Source organism: Sphingopyxis sp. 113P3 (assembly GCF_001278035.1).
In the GTDB taxonomy this organism is placed as follows: domain Bacteria; phylum Pseudomonadota; class Alphaproteobacteria; order Sphingomonadales; family Sphingomonadaceae; genus Sphingopyxis.
The window spans coordinates 571,204-589,874 of sequence record NZ_CP009452.1; the positions used below are offsets into that span (position 1 = coordinate 571,204).

An 18,671-nucleotide genomic window follows, 5' to 3' on the forward strand; every position below is an offset into this window, starting at 1 on the left:
TCCTCCCGGGAGAGAAGAGGCATGAAGCTTGAAAATCCGCATCTCGACCATTTCCCGAGTCTGGTCGCGATGTTCTTCGACCGCGCGACGCGCGGCGGTGACGACCCGTTCCTGTGGCGCAAGGTGGATCGCGCGTGGCAACCGCTGAGTTGGCGGCAGGTTGCGCATCAGGTGGCGGCACTCGCGCACAATTTGCGCGAATTGGGGTTGAAAGAGGGCGACCGGGTGGTGCTGGTCAGCGAAAATCGACCCGAATTCTGCATCGCGGACCTTGGCATCATGGCCGCAGGCTGCATCACCGTTCCGACCTACACAACCAACACGGAGCGTGATCACCAGCATATTCTGGACAACAGCGGTGCGCGCGCGGTGATCGTGTCGACCGCCAAGCTTGCGCGCGTGCTGATGCCCGCCGTCTTGCGCTCAAACGCCAATATCGTGGTCAGCATGGAGTCGCTGCGCGTGGGCCAGCAGGGCGACGTCCGGGTGCTCGACTGGGGCCCGCTCGTCGCGGGTGGCGAAGCGCATCTGGAGTATGCAAGGGCGCGGGGGCTCACGATGAAGCGCGAGGATCTTGCCTGCCTCATCTACACGAGCGGCACTGGCGGCGCCCCGCGCGGGGTGATGCAGCATCATGGCGCCATTCTGCACAATGGCGCCGGTGCGGCCGAGATTCTGGTCAATGACTTCGGGATCGGCGACGAAGAGGTGTTCCTCTCCTTCCTGCCGCTCAGCCACGCCTATGAGCATTCCGGCGGACAGTTCCTGCCGATCATGGTTGGCGCACAAATATATTACAGCGAGGGACTCGAGAAGCTCGTCTCGAACATCGAGGAGACAAAGCCGACGATCATGGTCGTCGTCCCGCGTTTGTTTGAGGTCATCCGCGCCCGGATGATCAAGTCGGTCGAAAAGCAGGGCAAGCTTGCAAACTGGATGCTCTCGCAGGCGCTGCGTGTCGGCGAGAAGGATTATGAACGCCGCATGGGTCTTCTCGATCGCCCGGTCGATCTTATCCTCAACAAGCTTTTCCGGCCCAAGATCCAGCAGCGCTTCGGTGGCCGGATGAAGGCGCTGGTCTCGGGCGGGGCGCCTCTCAACCCCGAAATCGGTGTATTCTTCCACTCGATCGGCCTCACGCTGCTTCAGGGCTATGGTCAGACCGAGGCGGGGCCGGTGATCAGTTGCAACCGCCCGTCGGCGGGGCTCAAGATGGATACGGTCGGCCCGCCGCTCATGAATACCGAGGTGCGGATTGCCGATGATGGAGAGATTTGTGTGCGCGGCGAACTCGTCATGCAGGGCTATTGGCGCAATGAGGCGGAAACCCAGCGGGTTCTCGTCCCCGATCCCGCCGAACCCGACAAGGGGCCGTGGCTCCACACCGGGGACATCGGCCATATCGACCCCAAGGGCCGCATCGTCATTACCGACCGCAAGAAGGATCTGATCGTCAACGACAAGGGGGACAATGTCTCCCCGCAGCGGGTCGAGGGCATGCTGACGCTCCAGCCCGAAATTCTCCAGGCGATGGTCTATGGCGACAAGCGCCCGCACCTCGTCGGCATCCTCGTTCCCGACCCCGAATGGGCGGCCGAATGGGCCGAGGCCGAGGGGCTGCCCCGGGAGCTTGAGCTGCTGCGCGAGCATGAAAAATTCCGCGCCGCGGTGCGCTCGGCGGTCGATCGTGTGAATGACCAGCTTTCCGTCATCGAAAAGGTACGAAAATTCGATTTCGCCGACGAACCCTTCACGATCGAGAATGAGCAGATGACGCCTTCGATGAAGATCCGCCGCCATGTGCTGAAAGAGGTCTATGCGGGCAAGATCGCAGCGCTGTACGGGAGTTAGACGAACTCGGGTCCGTCGCCTGCCGGGACGTAGGTCTTGCAATTGGCAGGCGGGCTGCGACCCGAAGAGCTCGGCGCAAACCGGGCCCGCCTGCCGCTGAACCGGGGGCTCAGCCGGCGTCCCCCGCCGGTTTGCGATAGGGGACGAAGTCGCCGAAGACGCAGGTCGGGCCGCGGATACCGCTCGAGCGGTCGACCAGGTGGAAGAAATCCCCATTGCAGACTTGCGATCCGAACTGCTTGATCACCATGATGTCGCTGTCGCGCGCGAGGCCCGGGCAACTTCCCTTAAGGTCGTTACGGTAAACGAGATTGCTTCCAGAGCGGTAGAGCAGAATGGTGTCCGACACGCGGATCGCGTCGTTGGTCCGGAAGCCTGGGAGGCATTTTTCAGGGGCGCCTGCCACCTTGCCTGCGAGCTGCTTGTCGAGCGTCTCGGCCTGTTTGGGCGTGAGCGCTGCCGCTCCTGCCTCGGCCGTGCCGGACGGCGCGCAGCTTGCGAGAATCGGGCCGGTTGCCGTCATCAACGCGGCGGCGCAGAGGAGATTCCATTGAGCCATGATCACACTCCTTGCACTATGCGGGGGCCGTAAAGCCTACCCAATGAATGGGGGCTGAAATGGCGGGCGATGTCACGCGGCATCCTTGAGCGCGCGGATCCGTCCAAGTTCGGCTGCGCTCGGTGCGCGCAAGAAAGGGTTGGTCGCTCGCTCGTCGCCGATCGTCGTGGGGACGGTCGCCTCGCCCGCGGCGCGCGCGGCCTCGACCTCGGCAAGGCGCGCTGCCAGCGCATCATTGTCGGGCTCGACGGTCACCGCGAAGCGCGCGTTCGACAGCGTATATTCATGCGCGCAATAAACGCGCGTCGCATCGTCGAGGGTGCCGAGTCGCTGCATATTGGCAAACATCTGTTCCGCCGTACCCTCGAACAGGCGGCCGCAACCCATCGCAAACATCGTGTCGCCGACGAAGATCGCGCCGTCGTCGGCAAAATGATAGGCGATATGGCCCGCGGTGTGTGCGGGCACGTCCCATATGTTCGCGACATGCGTGCCGAGCTGGACACGATCGCCCCCTGCCACCAGCCGGTCGGCGGTGGGAATACGCTCGCGCTCGGCCGCCGGGGCGATGATCTCGCAGCCGGTCTTCGCCTTTATGCTGGCGTTGCCGCCGGTGTGATCGGGGTGCCAGTGGGTGTTCCAGATTGCAGTGATCGTCCAGGCGCGCGCGTCAGCCTCGGCGAGCACCGGCTCGGCTACCGCGGGGTCGACCACCACCGTCTCCAGGCTTTGCGGATCGTGGACGAGCCAGACATAATTGTCGCTGAGGACGGGGATACGGACGATATCGAGCTGTGCCACGATTGTCTCCTTTCGCTTCCGGCCTCTTGCTCTCCTTCGACGGAGCGGGCAGCCTTCAGCCTTGGTGGTCGGTAATGCCTCTACCAGTTTCCGCTGTTCGGCATTGATGCCCAAGGCTCCTGCGGGGGCAAGTGACCGTCCTGCAGCAGTTCGACCGAAATGCCGTCGGGCGACCGCACGAAGGCCATATGCCCATCGCGCGGCGGCCGATTGATGGTCACGCCCGCGTCCATCAGCCGCTGGCAGGTCGCGTAAATATCATCGACGCGATAGGCGAGGTGACCGAAGTTGCGCCCGCCCGTGTAGGTCTCGGCCGGGCTGCCGTCTTCGGGCGGCCAATTATAGGTCAGCTCGACCTCGGCAATCTCCTCCTGGCCGGGAGCGGCAAGGAATATCAGTGTGAAGCGCCCTGCTTCATTGTCAAAGCGGCGAACCTCCTCGAGCCCGATGAGCTTGAAGAAGGCAACGGTCGCGTCGGGGTCGGTGACGCGGATCATGGTGTGAAGATATTTGGTCATGCCCTTATCTAGGCGCGAAGGGGCCGTCCTTCAAACGCTTCGAACATCGCGAGCAGTTCCTCGGGCACCGGTGCCGGTGCGCCGCGCGCCTCTGCGACGTGGACGCTGACCTCAAGGCCCGCTGCACGAAGGTCGTCGCGCCCCGATCCGTGCAACTCGAAGAGGAAGGTCATCGAGCTTCGCCCGACCCGCGAGCAGCGCACGCAAATGTCGATCTGCTCATCGAGAAGGATAGGCGCCCTGTAGTCGACTTCGGCCCGCGCGACATGGAATTCGGGGCTCTCGTGATGCGGCCAACGGTCATAAACCCCCACCGCACGCCAGTATTCGGTGATGCCGATGTCGAAATATTCAAGATAACGGCTGTTGAACACTACCGCTTGCGCGTCGATTTCGGCGTAGCGGACGCGTTTGGTAAGGTGGAAACGGAAATCGCTGCGGGCCATGATTTTCTTTCAGACAGGGGTCGCGATAGGCGCGACAGGGGTGCCGGTCGCAAAACGTGCGACCGTGTCGATCAGAAGCGCGATGTCGCCCTCGCGGGAGAGACGGTGATCGCCTCCCTTGACCAGCGTGATCTGGACGTCATCGCTCGCCAGCGCCGCCGACAGGCGAAAGCTGACCTCGGGAGGAACGTCACCGTCCGCCTGTCCATGGAGCAGGCGCACCGGACAGCTAAGCGGAATTTCAGCGCCCAGAAGACGGTTCGCCTCGCCGGACTGCCAGAAGGCGCGGGTTGTGACATAAGGTTGCTCGCTATAGGGCGTCGCCTCGATCAACGCGCCTTCGGCGAGGATGATCGCCTTTTCTTCCGGCGTGAAACCCCAGTCGGTAAAATCGGGCGCCGCGGCGATGCCGACCAGCCCCGCGAGCCGGCCTGGTCCGTCACGCCCCTGAAGCAGCAGCGCCACCAGCAGCATCAGCCAGCCACCCATCGATGATCCAACGAGCAGCACCGGGCCGTCCGTCTTGGCGTCGATCAGGTCCAGCACGTCGCCGCGCCAGTCGAGCAGTGTCTGGTCGCGAAACAGTCCGTCCGACGCGCCGCAGCCCGCATAATCGAGAAGCAGGCAGGCGCGTCCTTCGGCCGCAGCCCAGGCGAACAGCGCGCTCGCCTTTCCTCCTTCCATGTCGGACATATAGCCGGGAAGAAAGACGATCGTCGGCCCGGCGCCTTCGACATGGCGATAGGCGAGGCGGGGGCGACCGGTTCGGTCGAGATAGGCAGGCAGGGGATGCTCCGACATGAAACGCGGTCAGATAACCCAGTCGACCGTCTGCATCTGCATCACGGCCTGTCCCTTGGCACGGCGCTGTTCGACCATGATGCGGTTGAGACGCTGAATCGTATCGCTGCCGGTGGTGATGCACCATCCGGGGACGAACGCATGAACGAGCGCGCACAGCCCGCCCCAGATCATCGTCAGGCCAAAGCGCGAGGCGACACCGAAATGTTCGATGTAATTTTCGTCGACGCTTCGCGGATGGTCGAGGAACAGGCGCTTGAACATGAAGGTTCCTTTCCGGTTGCCGCTTCCCCTAGCGGGGGCAGGCGATCCGGGCAAGGCAGGCCCACATCGTTCGCGGTTCTCAGCGCGCCTCCGAACGAGAGGCAAACCTCACTCTGCCAGGAACGCATCAAGCGCCTTGGCGAACACCTCGGGCTGGTCGAGCATGATGAAATGGCGGCTACCCGTCACCATTTGCGCCTTGAAGTTCGCTACGCCCTCATATTGAGGCTCGAAGGCTGCCTTGGCGGCGTCGGCGGTCATGATGCTGTCGTCCTGCGCATAGAGCAAGGTGACTGGCGCCGCGATTTGCCCGAGTTCTCCGCGCAGGTCGGTAGTCAGATCATCGTAGAAAAGCTGGGCGCTCACCCGTGGGTCGGCGTCTCGCATCCAGCCTGCCACTGCGATACGGCCCGCGGGGGTGTTCGACATGCCCCCGGCCATGCTTGCCGGGCCGGGATCGGCGACGGGGGCCGCTGGCTTCGGCGCCCCATATTGCGCGCGCATCGCGGCCGCCATCGCTTCGGCACGCGGCTTCATCATCGCGGCCGTCGCACCGGGTGCGAAGATGGTGCCGATAAATGGTACCGCGTCGACAACCATCAGCTTGCCGACTTTCTGCGGCGCGCGCGACGCGATCATCAATCCGGTCAACCCGCCGAGCGAATGGCCGACGATGGCAGGGGCGGGGCGCCCCGCGTTGATGATGCAATCGGCGATATAGTCTGCGACCTCGTGCATCATCGGTTCGAGCACCGGACCTTCCGCGTTGACTCCCGCTTCGTCTCCAAACCCGCGCACCTGCACCAGATGGAGCCGATATCGGCCCTCCAGCTGCTGAGCGCTTGAACCCCACACTGCGCGCGGCGAGGAAAGCCCGGGGATCAAGACGACGTCCGGGCCTTCGCCCTCGACCTCGACGGTGATCCGCTTGCCCTTGATGTATGGCGCAGTGCAGGAGGTCGCGGGCGGGGCGGCGTCAGCATGGGCCGCGAGATTGGCGAGGAGGAGCGCGAAGAGCGCCACGACGGGGACAGGTTTTCGCATGACCTCAATCCTTCAGGAAAATCTCTTCGATGGGGAGGCCGAACAGGTCGGCGATGCGGAACGCCAGGGGAAGCGATGGGTCATATTTGCCCGTCTCGATCGCGTTGACCGACTGGCGCGATACTTCGAGGCGTTCGGCAAGATCGCCCTGGCTCCAGTCACGCTCGGCGCGCAAAACCTTGAGGCGGTTCTTCACGCGCACCCCCCGTCTCCGAACGTCAGCTTGTTGACCGCGGCACCTACCCCCAGCCCGAGGCACCAGATTGGAAATACCCAGAAGACGGGAAGGCGCGGGACGTCGGTATAGATTTCAAGAATGCCCCAACTGCTCGCGACGCCGAGGGCGAGCGCTGTTGCAACCAGCGCTTTGCGGATCTCGAGCAGGCGCAGATATTCGTCGGTGAGCTCACTGAAATAGCGTCCGATTGCCCAGATGAAGCCGAAGACCGCAAGACCCGGCAGCAGCGCGATCGCGACGCTGAGGGGCGTCGCAGGCGAGCCCTTCGGCAAGAGCGAGCCTGCCAGAAAGATCGCGGCCACGTAGGTTACCGATACGACCATCATTCGGCCGAGATAACGGCGCTGCGCCGGGTTCATCGTCATGTGTCAAGCTCCCTTGTTGAACTGTAAAGGAACATTGACACTACTCAGCGCAAAAGTCAAGTAACATTGACAAAGTGCTTGGTTTGCTTGTCTAAGATGCGCGAAAGGCTGCGCGAATGCTGGCGATTTACCGGATCAGCCGACTGGGCCAGCCGACGCGCACCAAGGTGTCGCTTGGGTCTGAAACAGCGAATTCATACATTCCCCACGGCGTGTGAGTCGGCGCCTTGACCGGGCCGAGGATCGCGTCCCGGACGGTCTTTGCGATCTCAGCCACCTTGTCGGTGTAGAAATAGAGGCCGAAGGGATTTTGTCCCGCCACCAGCCATTCGGGAGGCGACTCGCTCGTAAGGTGAAGCTGCCAGCCTGCGCCATCATCGAGCAGGCGATAGCTGCCATGGTCGCTTACGAGTTTCAGCCCAAGCCGCTCGTAAAAGGCCGTGCTGGCGTCTAGGTCGCGGCAAGGCAGGATCGCGGCGATGCTGTGGCGGGGTGCGTCGGACATGGCGCCAGCATAGCCTTTGCGCCGCGCTCCGCCAATCGACTCCAATCCGCCCCTTGCCGCTCCCCGCGCATACTGGCAAAGGGGCCCGGCAATTCCGCCCCGAAAGGCCTGTTTTCACGATGTCCGACATGATCCGCGTCACCCTTCCCGACGGCTCTGCCCGAGAAGTTGCGCGCGGGACCACCCCGGCGCAGATTGCGGCGGCCATCGGCCCTGGTCTTGCGAAGGCGGCGCTCGCTGCCAGGGTCGACGGCGAAGTGCGCGACATCATGCGTCCGCTCGAAGCCGACGCGACCCTCGCGCTCATTACAAGCCGCGACGAAGCTGACGCACTCGAACTCGTGCGTCACGATTATGCGCATATCCTGGCTGAAGCGGTGCAAGCGCTGTGGCCTGGAACGCAGATCACTTTCGGTCCCGCGACCGAGGACGGTTTCTACTACGATGTGAAGGCGCCCGAGAGCCGCGATCCCTTCTCGATGGACGACCTGCCCGCGATCGAGGAGAAAATGCGCGAGATCATTCGCGCTGACAAGCCGCTCCGCCGCGAGGTATGGAGCCGCGACGCGCTCATTGCCAAATGGGAAAAGGAGGGCGAGGTCTTCAAGGCCGAGTGGGCGAAGGAACTGCCCGAGGGCGAGGAGCTGACGGTCTACTGGTCGGGCGACGACTGGCTCGACATGTGCCGGGGCCCCCATCTTGCGAGCACTGGCAAGGTCGATCCCCAGGCTTTCAAGCTGATGCGGGTCGCGGGGGCCTATTGGCGCGGCGACCAGAAGAATGCACAGCTGACCCGCATCTACGGTACCGGTTGGCTCAACAAGAAGCAGCTCGATGCGCACCTTCACAAGCTCGAGGAAGCTGCGAAGCGCGACCATCGCCGGCTTGGCCGCGAGATGGACCTCTTCCACCTGCAGGAGGAGGCGCACGGGAGTGTCTTCTGGCATCCACATGGCTATATCGTCTGGCGCGAACTGGAAGCCTATATGCGCCGCGCCATCGACGGCGCGGGCTACAGGGAAGTCAAGACGCCGCAGGTCATGGACGCGCGCCAGTGGGAACAATCGGGCCACTGGGGAAAATATCGCGAGAATATGTTCGTCATCCCCGACGAAATCCCCAACACCGCGGACGAAGGTCCGCTCGTGTCGGACGAGGCGCAGTGGATGGCGTTGAAGCCAATGAACTGTCCCGCGCACGTCCTGATCTTCCGCCAGGGGATCAAGTCGTACCGCGACTTGCCGCTGCGGATATATGAAAATGGCTGTTGCCACCGTAACGAGCCGCATGGCGCGCTTCACGGCCTGATGCGCGTGCGCCAGTTCACGCAGGACGACGCGCATATCTTTTGCCGCGAGGATCAGATCATCGATGAAGTGCGCCGCTTCTGCGCGCTCGCCGATCGCATCTACAAGGACTTCGGCTTTTCCTATGCGATCAAGCTCGCGCTGCGTCCGGAAAAGCGGTTCGGCAGCGAGGAAATGTGGGACCTGTCGGAGGCGGAGCTGCGTGACGCGGTAGTCCGCGCGGGGCTTGCCACCGATGAATATGGGTGGGAAGAGCTGCCGGGCGAGGGCGCCTTTTATGCGCCCAAGCTCGAATGGCATCTCACGGACGCGATCGGTCGCACCTGGCAGGTGGGAACCATCCAGTCCGACCGGGTTCTCCCCGAGCGTCTCGACGCAAGCTACATCGGCGAGGATGGCGAGCGCCACCGCCCGATCATGCTCCACCGCGCGATCTTCGGTAGTTACGAGCGCTTCATCGGAATCCTGATCGAGCATTTCGCAGGCCGCTTTCCGACCTGGCTCGCGCCAGTCCAGGCGGTGGTTGCCACGATCGTATCCGACGCCGACGATTATGCGAGTGACTTTGCGGCGCAACTTCGCAAGGCGGGCATCCGCGTCGAGAGCGATCTTCGCAACGAGAAGATCAACTACAAGGTACGCGAGCACAGCCTCGCCAAGGTCCCTCATCTCCTTGTCGTCGGCAAGCGCGAAGCCGAGGAAGGCACGGTCGCGGTCCGCACGCTGGGTCAGGAGGGGCAGCGCATCATGCCGCAAGCCGAGGCGATTGCGATGCTGAAGGCTGAGGCCACGCCGCCCGACCTGCGCACGGCTTGACAGCGCTGGGCGAGATACTCGGATTTGCGCCGCTGACACTTGCGGGTGCGGCGGCGATGACCTTTGGAGCCGCCTATGTGCGCGGGCTGACCGGCTTCGGGATGGCGATCATCCTCGTGCCGCTGCTGGGGCTTATCATCCCGCCCGCGCAGGCGGTGGTTCTCGGCATATTGCTGCAGTTGCTCATCGGCCCGGTGGGAATAGGACTGATCCACGCCGACGCTGACCGGCAAACCGCGCTTCCGATCGGTCTGATCGCCATGGCAACGACGCCGATCGGAATGGCGGTGCTCGACGTTACGCGCCCCGACGTCGCGCGGCTGCTGATTACGGTGGTTGCAGTCGGAGCCTTCGTTGCCGTGCTGCTGCCAAAGCAGCCCGAGGGGCACCGGCCGGGACGCGGCGCGGTGGTCGGCACCGGGGTTGCCTCGGGAATATTGACGGGCTTTGCGGCGATGCCGGGACCTCCCGTGGTGCCCTTCTATCTTCGCCGCCACCTCGAGCCGCGCGTCGCGCGCGCCTCGATGCTCCTCATCTTCTTTCTGACCTCGATCGCCGGGACGGCGGCGGCGCTGTGGGTGGGCATCGCGACGCAGCGGCTCTTCCTGATCGCCCTGCTGCTCTTCGTCCCGATGTGGCTCGGCAATCGGGCCGGGGGGCGCCATTTCGGCCGCGTGCCGCCGCATGTCTGGCAGGCGATGGTTGCGGTGGTACTGGGCATTGCTGCCATTTCGGCGGTGGTCCGGCTGCTGAACTAGAGGCTTCGCAGTGCGCGCGCGGGGCGCGCCGAGAGCAAGGGCCAGCTTCCCGCGATACCGATCAGAAAGGATAGGCCGGCGCCGCCAAGCAGGGTCAGGCCGACGATGGCGGGATCGGGCGCAAAGCGAAAATCGAAGAGCTGCGTGACCACATACCAGGCCGAGGCGAGGCCCAGTCCGAGCGCCAAAATTGCAAGCACCCCCGCGAGCAGGCCGTATTCGACTCCCTGCGCTGCGAGTATCTGTCCGCGCGTTGCGCCGAGAAGTTTCAGGATTACGCTGTCATAGACGCGCCGCTCGCGGCTCGCCGCAATCGCGCCGATCAGAACCGCTATGCCGGCGAGGATCGCAATGCTTGCCGCGGCGGCGATCGCCTGGCTCATCTGGGTGAGAAGAGCTGTCACCTGCGTCACCACGTCGCGCACCGCGACGAGCGAGGCCGAGGGGAAGGCGCGCGGAATGTCGCGGGCGAGCGCGGCTTCGGCCGCCGGACCGACCGCCACGGTTGCGACCATATTATGCGGCGCAGCGTCGAAGCTTCCCGGCGAGAAGACGAGGACGTAGTTAAGGCCGAAATTGTCCCATTCGACCGCGCGCAAGGAGGCGACCCTTGCTTGCACTTCCACGCCCAGCACATTGACTGTCAGGGTATCGCCAAGTTTCAGACCCAGCGATCTGGCGACCTCCTGCTCGACGCTGACCAGGGGCGGGCCCTGGTAGTTTGCCGGCCACCAGCTGCCGCCGACCAGAGCGCTTCCTTGCGGCAGCTCGGCGCTATAGGTGAGGCCGCGATCGCCGCGAAGCACCCATGCGCCCTCGGGCAGCTCCGCGAGCTCGTCGACGCGCTGGCCTGCAAATTCCGTGATGCTACCCCGCAGCGCCGGGATGAGGTTGATCTCGGCCTTTGGCTCCGCGTGCGTCACCAGCCCGCGAAAGCGCTCCGCATTATCGCGGGGCACGTCGAGAACGAAAAAGCTCGGCGCACGCTGAGGCACGGTTCGCGCGATTTCGGCCGTTATGCTCGTCTGGATTGCGGCGAGGGTGACGAAGAGGGTGAGGCCAAGCCCCAGCGCAACGACGAGTGCGCCCGTTGCGGCGCCCGGCCGGTGAAGATTGGCGAGCGCGAGACGCAGAAGCGGACGGCGCGGCCGCGGCAACCTGCTCGCGCCGCGTCGCACCAGCCAGCCGAGCCCCACAAGAAGGAGGAGAAGTCCTGCCGCGGCGCCAACAAAGCCGAGCGCGAACCAGGGCTCGCGCGCGGTACCGACCGCAAGTGCGACAATGGCAGCAAGCGCCGCGCCGACCGCAAGGACGGTGCGCTTCTCGGGCCGCGCGGGTCGGTCGACGGTGGCGCGGAACAGACCTGCCGAGGGCACCTGGCGCGCCGCTGCGAGGGGAGGAAGGGCGAAAGCGACAGCGATCAGCAGGCCATAAGCGGCGCTGACGACAAGCGGCAGCGGATAGATGGCCAGTCCTGGCTTCACCGGCAACACATCGCCCGCAATGGCCGTGATAATCGTCGGCGCAAGCGCCCCCACTGCAAGGCCAAGGACAATGGCGCCAGCTGCAACCACGAGGATTTGGAGCGCATAGATGCGCATCACAGCGGCGCTGTCGGCGCCGAGGACTTTCAGCGTCGCGAGCGCCGGACGCTTGCCCGCGAGATAACTTGCAACCCCGTTACCGACCCCAATGCCCGCGATGACGAGCGCGGCAAGCCCGACCAGTGACAGGAACTGGCCCATGCGCTCGATAAAGCGCCGCGTGCCTGGTGCGCCGTTGTTGCGGTCGGTAATGTCCCAGCCGGCATCGGGACAAGCGGCGGCGAGCCGTTTGCCTGCCGCCTTGACGTCGGCACCTGTCGGCAGACGGATGCGGTACTTGCTTTCGTAAAGGCTCCCGGGTTGGATCAGTTGCGTCGCGGGGAGGTCCCCCAGCCCGATAATCGCGACCGGTCCGAGCGTGAAGCCCTCGCCCAGCCGGTCAGGCTCATCGGCGATGATGCCCTCCACAACAAATGTTTTTTCGCCGAATTTCACACTGGACTCGCGTTCGAGGCCGAGCCGGGAGGCGAGATCCTGGCCGATCCAGATGCGCCCGGGGGGCGGCGCGCCATGGCGCGCGCCCTCCTCGAGCCGCAGCGTGCCGTAGAGCGGATAGGCGTCGTCGACGGCTTTGAGCTCGGACAAGAGCGCCTCGCCGTCCGCATTGTTCGCCATGGCGCGCAGCCGCACAGTGGCCGAGACGCGGCCTTCGCGGCGAAAGGCGGCCATTTCGTCCGCGGTCGCTTCGCGCTGGGGCAGGCCAAATTCGATATCACCGCCGAGAATCGTCTGCCCGCGCGCTTCAAGCTCGGACGTGATGCCGCGGGTCAGGCTGCCGATTGCGGCAAGCGTTGCGACGCCGAGGAAGAGACAGACCGCGAGCAGCCGGAGCCCGCGGATGCGCGCGGCAAGGTCGCGGCGGGCGATCCGCCAGAGGACCGCGAGGGGGATGCTCAAGATCCCAGCCTCAAAACAGACAAGGGGCTCAAGCCGCGCGCTCCTCGATCCGCCCGTCATGCATCGTGATTACACGGTCGCAGTGTTCGGCAAGCTCGGGGTCGTGGGTGATGATGAGGAGCGTCGCGCCCAGGGCGGCGCGGCGGGAAAAGATCAATTCGATGATGGAGTGGCCAGTCGCGGTGTCGAGATTCCCAGTCGGTTCGTCGGCAAAAATAATCTCAGGTTCGCTCGCCATAGCGCGCGCAATGGCCACGCGCTGCTGCTCACCTCCTGATAGCTGCGCGGGATAATGGGTCAGCCGATGCCCAAGACCCACGGCCTCCAGTTCGGCCCGTGCGCGGCGAAAGGGGTCGGCCACGCCCGCAAGTTCGAGCGGTACTGCAACATTTTCCAGAGCCGTCATCGTCGGCAGCAGGTGAAAGGCCTGGAGCACGATACCGATCCGTCCGCGCCTCGCCCGAGCAAGCTCATCCTCGTCCATCGCCGTGAAATCGAGGCCTGCAACGCGGATGCTGCCACCGTTTGCGCGTTCGAGCCCGGCAAGAACCGCCATCAGCGAGCTTTTGCCGGACCCCGATGGCCCGAGCAGCGCGACCGACGTGCCGGCCTCGACCTCGAAATCCACGCCGCGCAATATTTCGACGGGGGCCTTGTCGCTCCCGAGCGTCAGCGTCACATTATGGGCGGCGATCGCCAGCTCTGGCGCCAGAGAGGTCTGGAGTCGGGGAGCGTCGGGCAAGGAAGGAACCCTTTGGAATGAAAACGGCCGGATGGCGTTCTGTCGGGATATATGGTTGCGCAATCGCGCTTTGCCAACCACTCGCCGCGTGCGGCAGCGCCGATGCGCCGCCGGCGCCGCGCGAAGAGGCGAAAGCCGACGCACCCGCAGCGCTCCCCTCCGACGCGCCGCTTGTCATAGCCTTTGGCGACAGTCTCTATGCCGGCTACCGGCTAGGGCCCAGGGAAGGCCTTGCGCCGCAGCTTCAGGCGCAGCTTCTCGCCGACGGAATTCGCGTGCGTGTCCAGAACGCCGGCGTTTCGGGCGACACCACCGCGGCAGGACGACAGCGCCTCTCCTTCGTCCTCGACAATGCGAAATCCAAACCTGCGCTCGTGGTGCTGGGGCTCGGCGGCAACGACATGCTGCGCGGTATCGGTCCCGACCAGACGCGCGCCAATCTCGACGCCATGCTCGCCGAGCTTAAACGGCGCGGCATTCCGGTGCTGTTGACCGGAATGGTTGCGGCGCCCAACCTAGGGGCCGACTACGCCAAGGCGTTCAACCCGATCTTCCCCGAGCTCGCGACGAAATATGGGGCGAGCCTCTATCCCTTCATCCTCGACGATGTGGTCACCGACCCGTCGCTGATGCTCGACGACCATGTTCATCCCAATGCCAAGGGGGTGAAGGCGATCGTGCAGGGGCTCGCACCGCTGGTCGAAGCGGCGCTGCCGGAGCCCCAATAGTCCGCAACGCTTCGGACGTGCCGCCGGCGACGAAGTGATCTGCCGCCAATTTCCGGCGCGGCAGCCACCGAGAATTTGTCTCGCGGCCTTCGGCTTGCAAGCGATCGATCTAGGCGAGAAGTTTCTCCGCTCGCGCCCGCCAGCTGGCCGCGAGCGCCTCCGTCTCGGCGAGCCTGCGCAGGGCGTCGGGCTCGCGTTTTCCAGCGCCTCCGATCAGCAGGGCAAACACGCGCGCGACGGTCCAGTCGGGCAGTGAGCTCTCGACACGCTCGAGCGCATCGCCCTCGGCGACCGTGCCTTCTTCGATCACGCGGTAATACCAGCCGCTGCGCCCACTGCTCACCACCGTCGCGGGAACACTGGCGACGCCGAAACGGTGCCCGAGCTTCCAGCAGGGCTGGCGTCCCTGGCTGATCTCGACCAGCGCGCTGCCGAGTCGGAACCGGTCACCGATGCAGACAATTTCTTCGGTGAGGCCGCTCGTCGAGATATTCTCCCCAAACGCGCCCGGCGCGGCGAGAAGTGCATGGTCGGCGAGCTTTTCGCGCCAGAAGGGATAATGATCGCGCGGATAGTGATGGATTGCCTTGTCCGGGCCGCCGTGGACCGAAAGGTCAGCCTGCTCATCGCCCTCGATGCCGAGGAAACCGACGCGCCTCGGCCCCGTAACGGGGATTTTGGCAATTGCGCTCGCTTCGCCCTTGTCGCCGAAGCGCCGTGCTTTTCCGGTCAGGACCGTGTCGATGGTGATACTCATGCAGGACTGCCGCGCGGGCCGAAGAGGATGATCGCGGCTCCGCCGAGGCAGAAAAGCCCGCCAAGAAGGTCCCAGCGATCAGGCCGAGCACCTTCGACTGCCCACAACCACAGAAGTGCCGCCACGATATATACGCCGCCGTAGGCGGCATAGGCGCGCCCCGCATGATTGGCATCGACGAGTGTCAGAAGCCAGGCAAAGAGCGCCAGCGAGGCCATGCCGGGCAGGAGCCAGACGGCAGACTTGCCCATCCGCAGCCACGCCCAGAAGGCAAAGCATCCGGCAATCTCGGCGAGTGCGGCCCCGATATAAGCGAAAGCGGTCATGCCTCACCGTGGCCCGGCGATGCCCGAAAGGGAAGGGGGTATGGGAAGGGCGGCGGGATCGTCTCGATCGGGAGATGCCTCGTTTCCACTAAACGCCAAGTCCCAGCCCGGAACCGACGCGGCCGCGATCAAGCACGGCATTGCGTCCCCGTCTGATGGGAGCATATTCGTGACCCGTACCGGGTCGATGACGTGCGGTCCAAAGGAGGATTGCAGCGCTGCTTCTGCCTCACGGCCGCAAAGCGCCTCGAGCTCACGAAAGAAGCGGTTTCGTCCGTATCCCCGCGGGCCAAATCGCGGCACCTTTTGCAGCAGCTCTTTTGAGGAGAGCGAGGTCATAGTGTCCGCCCGCCGCTTCGATGACAGGGGGCTGGGCTGAAAATCGCACGGGCCGCGACGGTCTTCAATCGATCGGCTTGCATTGCCGAGAGATGCAAGGGTCCGCGGCGTGCCCGATACAAGGAAAAGGGGCGGCCCCGCAGGACCGCCCCTCTCGCTTAATCCTGTCGGAACGGATCAGAAGGCAAAGCCGACGCCAACGGCGAAGGTGTCGAAATCGCTGAAGTTGCCAATGAACTGGTGACGATATTCGACCTTGCCGTAGAGGTTCGTGCCAAGCTTGTGCTCGTAGCCGACGCCCGCATAAGGATCGTCGATGTCGCTGAACGTGTAACCGCCCGCGGCGTAGAGCTTGCCCTTCTCGCCGATCTTCGCGCCGACGCGGCCGCCGGCCGAGAACTGAACGTCGGCACCGTCGATCAGCACCTTGTCGCCGGCCACTTCGGCGCCGACGAAAGTCGTCGAGCCGAGGTCGAAGTCATAGCCGGCCGCAGCGCCCAGGGTGGCGTCGTCGAGACCACTGCCGGTGACGTAGCCGCCGCGCACTTCGACGCGGGCTTCGCCGCCTTCGGCGGCCATGGCGGGGACGGCAACAACGGCCGAGAGGAGAGCGGCTGCAACTGCGAACTTCTTCATTTTCTCTTCCTTTTTCTCTGAGAGGGACCGCGCCCTTTGGGTCGGGGCCCGCGCCCCTAGATGGCGTTCGGACCTGTCGCGTCAATGAACGGTCCGTTCAGAATTAGACAATTTTCTTACCTGTGTTATTTTTACAACACGGTACAGAAAGGCGCCGCTGGTCAGAGTCCGCACGCGGACCCTTGGAAACGTGCCGGTTTGATCCGGATTTCAAGGATTTATCCCGCAGCTGCGGGGCTCGCCGAAAGGAACGGCGCGCGAATGCCTTATCCCAGCGCGGCCTGCTTTTCCTCGGCGATGCGGTCGAGTTCGGCGCGCGTCGGCTTGGTCGCCGCGCTTTTCAGCTGCCCGCAGGCTGCCATGATGTCTCGCCCGCGCGGCGTGCGGATGGGGGCAGAGATGCCGGCCTCGAAAATCAGGTTACTGAACGCGCGCACCCGTTCGGGCGAGGAGCATTCATAGGGTGCACCGGGCCACGGGTTGAAGGGAATGAGATTGACCTTGGCGGGCAGCCTGTACTGCTTGATGAGGCGCACAAGCTCGCGGGCATCCTCGTCGCCGTCATTCTTGTCCTTCAGCATCACATATTCAAATGTGATGCGGCGCGCGTTGTTCGCGCCCGGATAGGCGGCACAGGCCGCGAGAAGTTCCTCGATGCCATATTTGCGGTTGAGAGGCACGATCTCGTCACGGATTTCCTTGGTCACCGCGTGGAGCGAGACGGCGAGATTGACGCCGATCTCTTCGCCGGCGCGCGCCATCATCGGGACAACGCCGCTGGTCGAAAGGGTGATGCGCCGCTTCGACAGCGCGAGGCCATCGCCGTCCATGACGATCTTCAGCGCGCCCTTGACCTCGTCGAAATTGTAGAGAGGCTCGCCCATGCCCATCATGACGATGTTGGTGAGCATCCGGCCGTCGGCGGTGTAGTGCCCCGCGTCATCATCCTCGTCGTCGGCGCCCCCCGCCATCGTCCCCTTTGGCCATTCGCCGAGCGCATCGCGCGCGAGAAGCACCTGCCCCACGATCTCGCCGGCGGTCAGGTTGCGCACGAGGCGCATGGTGCCGGTGTGGCAGAAACGGCAGTTCAGGGTGCAGCCCACCTGGCTCGACACGCAGAGCGTTCCGCGATCGGCGTCCGGGATGAACACCATCTCATATTCCTGGCCGTCGGCAGCGGCGAGCAGCCATTTGCGCGTGCCGTCGTTTGATACCTGCGCGGTCACGACCGTGGGCCGGCCGATGATGAAGCGCTCGGTCAGCCAAGGGCGCATCGACTTTGCAATATCGGTCATCGCGCCGAATTCGGTGACGCCCCGATGATAGATCCAGTGCCAGATCTGCTTGCTGCGCAGCTTTGCAGCCTTGGCGTCGAGCCCGGCGTCCTCGAGCGCGGCGCGAATCCCTTCGCGTGTCAGGCCGACGAGATCGACGCGATTGCCGCCGCGCAGCGGAACGGTGCCCGTGGTAACCGGGTCGATATGGCCTGGGATCTGCATGATGCGCGCGCATATAGGGCGGAAGGGCAGTTTGCGCAATCCGCGAGCTCCTCCCCGCAGCCACACCGCGGGCAGGAGGTGGGGGTCAGAGCGCCTTGAGTAATGCCAGCCGCTCGGCGACGGCGCCCTCGGCCTCGGCATTCCGCAGCGGCAGAACGTTGCGCACGAGGATCTCCGATGGGGTCGGCTCGAGCGCGAAAAGCGACATCACCTCGTCGGCGAAGTCGCCGAGCGGCATATAATTCTCGCGCGTCGATTGGCCCGGAGTGAGTTCGGTACGCACCGCGGGCGGCGCGAGCTCGATCACCTCGACCTTGCCTTCGAGCTGGACGCGCAATGCCTGCGTGTAACTATGCAGCGCCGCCTTCGTCGCCGAATAGGTCGGTGCCTTGGGCAGCGGAACGAAGGCGAGGCCCGAGGTAATGTTGACGATCGCGCTGTCGGGCGCGGTGACCAGATGATCGATCAGTGCGTCAATCAGCCGGATCGGACCAAGCAGGTTGGTGATCACCGTCGCTTCCGCGTCGGCGAGCTCGCGCCTGGCGTCGATCGTCTCGTACATCATCACGCCCGCGTTGTTGACGAGGACATTGATGGCCGGGAAGCGGTCGGTCACCTCCTTCGCGAAGTCGGCGATGGCGTCGGGGTCGGCGACGTCGAGTGGCACCGCATGGAGGTTTGCCCGGCCGGCAGCGGCGGCCTTTAGCTTCGCAGGGTTGCGGCCAGTGACAATCACATGATTGCCGGCGTCATGCCAGCGCTGCGCCAGCGCGAGGCCTATGCCCGAGCCGCCGCCAGTCAGTAGGATAGTGTTGCCGGTGGTCTTCATCGCGCGAACTCCTCAACTCAGGTGGTGAGGACGCCTATTTA

The 18,671-nt window shown here is 64.5% G+C and carries 21 protein-coding genes; 4 read left to right on the plus strand and 17 right to left on the minus strand.

Annotated elements, in window-relative coordinates; genetic code table 11:
• Positions 1 to 21: 21 nt before the first annotated feature.
• Positions 22 to 1,851 carry an AMP-dependent synthetase/ligase gene (locus LH20_RS02605; RefSeq protein ID WP_053552884.1) on the plus strand — a complete coding sequence of 610 codons (1,830 nt, stop codon included), beginning with the start codon at positions 22 to 24 and terminating at the stop codon, positions 1,849 to 1,851.
• Between the two features lie 109 nt (positions 1,852 to 1,960).
• Here LH20_RS02605 and LH20_RS02610 read toward each other — a convergent pair whose 3' ends face one another.
• The 10 genes from LH20_RS02610 to LH20_RS02655 form a co-directional block, all read right to left on the minus strand.
• Positions 1,961 to 2,410: a hypothetical protein gene (locus LH20_RS02610; protein WP_053552885.1), complete on the minus strand. Its 450-nt coding sequence runs from the start codon at positions 2,408 to 2,410 to the stop codon at positions 1,961 to 1,963.
• A 72-nt stretch (positions 2,411 to 2,482) separates the two neighbouring features.
• Complete coding sequence (gloB, locus tag LH20_RS02615; RefSeq protein WP_053552886.1) at positions 2,483 to 3,211, minus strand: hydroxyacylglutathione hydrolase; 729 nt, start codon at positions 3,209 to 3,211, stop codon at positions 2,483 to 2,485.
• Between the two features lie 80 nt (positions 3,212 to 3,291).
• On the minus strand, positions 3,292 to 3,729 hold the full coding sequence (locus tag LH20_RS02620) for a VOC family protein (protein ID WP_053552887.1): 438 nt from the start codon (positions 3,727 to 3,729) through the stop codon (positions 3,292 to 3,294).
• 8 nt (positions 3,730 to 3,737) lie between these two features.
• On the minus strand, positions 3,738 to 4,175 hold the full coding sequence (locus LH20_RS02625) for an acyl-CoA thioesterase (protein WP_053552888.1): 438 nt from the start codon (positions 4,173 to 4,175) through the stop codon (positions 3,738 to 3,740).
• A gap of 9 nt (positions 4,176 to 4,184) precedes the next feature.
• On the minus strand, positions 4,185 to 4,976 hold the full coding sequence (locus LH20_RS02630; protein WP_053552889.1) for an alpha/beta fold hydrolase: 792 nt from the start codon (positions 4,974 to 4,976) through the stop codon (positions 4,185 to 4,187).
• A 9-nt stretch (positions 4,977 to 4,985) separates the two neighbouring features.
• Positions 4,986 to 5,240: a DUF6356 family protein gene (locus tag LH20_RS02635; RefSeq protein WP_053552890.1), complete on the minus strand. Its 255-nt coding sequence runs from the start codon at positions 5,238 to 5,240 to the stop codon at positions 4,986 to 4,988.
• 108 nt (positions 5,241 to 5,348) lie between these two features.
• Positions 5,349 to 6,284 carry an alpha/beta fold hydrolase gene (locus LH20_RS02640; RefSeq protein ID WP_053552891.1) on the minus strand — a complete coding sequence of 312 codons (936 nt, stop codon included), beginning with the start codon at positions 6,282 to 6,284 and terminating at the stop codon, positions 5,349 to 5,351.
• A gap of 4 nt (positions 6,285 to 6,288) precedes the next feature.
• Positions 6,289 to 6,480 (minus strand): helix-turn-helix transcriptional regulator, encoded by a 192-nt coding sequence (locus LH20_RS02645; RefSeq protein WP_053556040.1) that lies wholly within the window; start codon positions 6,478 to 6,480, stop codon positions 6,289 to 6,291.
• Entirely contained in the window at positions 6,477 to 6,887 is a 411-nt protein-coding gene (locus LH20_RS02650) for a hypothetical protein (protein ID WP_053552892.1), read from the minus strand. Before LH20_RS02650 ends, LH20_RS02645 begins: the two co-directional genes overlap by 4 nt.
• 127 nt (positions 6,888 to 7,014) lie before the next feature.
• The gene (locus LH20_RS02655; RefSeq protein ID WP_053556041.1) at positions 7,015 to 7,392 is read right to left on the minus strand and encodes a VOC family protein; all 378 of its coding nucleotides are present in this window, start codon (positions 7,390 to 7,392) and stop codon (positions 7,015 to 7,017) included.
• A 119-nt stretch (positions 7,393 to 7,511) separates the two neighbouring features.
• Between LH20_RS02655 and thrS the strand changes: the two genes are divergently transcribed.
• Positions 7,512 to 9,515, plus strand: a complete 2,004-nt coding sequence (gene thrS / locus LH20_RS02660) for a threonine--tRNA ligase (protein WP_053552893.1) — start codon at positions 7,512 to 7,514, stop codon at positions 9,513 to 9,515.
• Entirely contained in the window at positions 9,512 to 10,273 is a 762-nt protein-coding gene (locus LH20_RS02665; RefSeq protein WP_053552894.1) for a sulfite exporter TauE/SafE family protein, read from the plus strand. Before thrS ends, LH20_RS02665 begins: the two co-directional genes overlap by 4 nt.
• On the opposite strand, the gene LH20_RS02670 is transcribed toward LH20_RS02665, so the two are convergent.
• Both LH20_RS02670 and LH20_RS02675 read right to left on the minus strand, forming a co-directional pair.
• On the minus strand, positions 10,270 to 12,777 hold the full coding sequence (locus LH20_RS02670) for an ABC transporter permease (RefSeq protein ID WP_053556042.1): 2,508 nt from the start codon (positions 12,775 to 12,777) through the stop codon (positions 10,270 to 10,272). The two genes, LH20_RS02665 and LH20_RS02670, sit on opposite strands and share 4 nt — an antisense overlap.
• Before the next feature lie 25 nt (positions 12,778 to 12,802).
• A complete protein-coding gene (locus LH20_RS02675; protein ID WP_053552895.1) occupies positions 12,803 to 13,516 on the minus strand; it encodes an ABC transporter ATP-binding protein in 714 nt (237 codons plus the stop codon).
• Between the two features lie 17 nt (positions 13,517 to 13,533).
• Between LH20_RS02675 and LH20_RS02680 the strand changes: the two genes are divergently transcribed.
• Complete coding sequence (locus tag LH20_RS02680; protein ID WP_053552896.1) at positions 13,534 to 14,244, plus strand: arylesterase; 711 nt, start codon at positions 13,534 to 13,536, stop codon at positions 14,242 to 14,244.
• 109 nt (positions 14,245 to 14,353) lie between these two features.
• Here LH20_RS02680 and LH20_RS02685 read toward each other — a convergent pair whose 3' ends face one another.
• The 5 genes from LH20_RS02685 to LH20_RS02705 all read right to left on the minus strand — a co-directional run bounded on the left by LH20_RS02685 (position 14,354) and on the right by LH20_RS02705 (position 18,630).
• Positions 14,354 to 15,001: an MOSC domain-containing protein gene (locus LH20_RS02685; protein WP_053552897.1), complete on the minus strand. Its 648-nt coding sequence runs from the start codon at positions 14,999 to 15,001 to the stop codon at positions 14,354 to 14,356.
• Entirely contained in the window at positions 14,998 to 15,327 is a 330-nt protein-coding gene (locus LH20_RS02690; protein WP_053552898.1) for a YnfA family protein, read from the minus strand. Before LH20_RS02690 ends, LH20_RS02685 begins: the two co-directional genes overlap by 4 nt.
• 516 nt (positions 15,328 to 15,843) lie before the next feature.
• Entirely contained in the window at positions 15,844 to 16,302 is a 459-nt protein-coding gene (locus tag LH20_RS02695; RefSeq protein ID WP_053552899.1) for an outer membrane protein, read from the minus strand.
• A 266-nt stretch (positions 16,303 to 16,568) separates the two neighbouring features.
• Positions 16,569 to 17,801, minus strand: coding sequence for a 23S rRNA (adenine(2503)-C(2))-methyltransferase RlmN (rlmN, locus tag LH20_RS02700; protein ID WP_053556043.1), 1,233 nt, complete (start codon positions 17,799 to 17,801; stop codon positions 16,569 to 16,571).
• An 85-nt stretch (positions 17,802 to 17,886) separates the two neighbouring features.
• Positions 17,887 to 18,630: an SDR family oxidoreductase gene (locus LH20_RS02705; RefSeq protein ID WP_053552900.1), complete on the minus strand. Its 744-nt coding sequence runs from the start codon at positions 18,628 to 18,630 to the stop codon at positions 17,887 to 17,889.
• Between the last annotated feature and the right edge of the window lie 41 nt (positions 18,631 to 18,671).

Bases quoted from the DNA above. Each gene is read 5' to 3' on its own strand.
- LH20_RS02605 (WP_053552884.1), top strand. From the start codon at position 22: ATGAAGCTTGAAAATCCGCATCTCGACCATTTCCCGAGTCTGGTCGCG.
- LH20_RS02635 (WP_053552890.1), bottom strand. From the start codon at position 5,240: ATGTTCAAGCGCCTGTTCCTCGACCATCCGCGAAGCGTCGACGAAAAT.
- LH20_RS02610 (WP_053552885.1), bottom strand. From the start codon at position 2,410: ATGGCTCAATGGAATCTCCTCTGCGCCGCCGCGTTGATGACGGCAACC.
- LH20_RS02655 (WP_053556041.1), bottom strand. From the start codon at position 7,392: ATGTCCGACGCACCCCGCCACAGCATCGCCGCGATCCTGCCTTGCCGC.
- rlmN (WP_053556043.1), bottom strand. From the start codon at position 17,801: ATGCAGATCCCAGGCCATATCGACCCGGTTACCACGGGCACCGTTCCG.
- LH20_RS02705 (WP_053552900.1), bottom strand. From the start codon at position 18,630: ATGAAGACCACCGGCAACACTATCCTACTGACTGGCGGCGGCTCGGGC.
- LH20_RS02630 (WP_053552889.1), bottom strand. From the start codon at position 4,976: ATGTCGGAGCATCCCCTGCCTGCCTATCTCGACCGAACCGGTCGCCCC.
- LH20_RS02625 (WP_053552888.1), bottom strand. From the start codon at position 4,175: ATGGCCCGCAGCGATTTCCGTTTCCACCTTACCAAACGCGTCCGCTAC.
- LH20_RS02650 (WP_053552892.1), bottom strand. From the start codon at position 6,887: ATGACGATGAACCCGGCGCAGCGCCGTTATCTCGGCCGAATGATGGTC.
- LH20_RS02685 (WP_053552897.1), bottom strand. From the start codon at position 15,001: ATGAGTATCACCATCGACACGGTCCTGACCGGAAAAGCACGGCGCTTC.
- LH20_RS02640 (WP_053552891.1), bottom strand. From the start codon at position 6,284: ATGCGAAAACCTGTCCCCGTCGTGGCGCTCTTCGCGCTCCTCCTCGCC.
- LH20_RS02680 (WP_053552896.1), top strand. From the start codon at position 13,534: ATGAAAACGGCCGGATGGCGTTCTGTCGGGATATATGGTTGCGCAATC.
- LH20_RS02695 (WP_053552899.1), bottom strand. From the start codon at position 16,302: ATGAAGAAGTTCGCAGTTGCAGCCGCTCTCCTCTCGGCCGTTGTTGCC.
- LH20_RS02690 (WP_053552898.1), bottom strand. From the start codon at position 15,327: ATGACCGCTTTCGCTTATATCGGGGCCGCACTCGCCGAGATTGCCGGA.
- LH20_RS02620 (WP_053552887.1), bottom strand. From the start codon at position 3,729: ATGACCAAATATCTTCACACCATGATCCGCGTCACCGACCCCGACGCG.
- thrS (WP_053552893.1), top strand. From the start codon at position 7,512: ATGTCCGACATGATCCGCGTCACCCTTCCCGACGGCTCTGCCCGAGAA.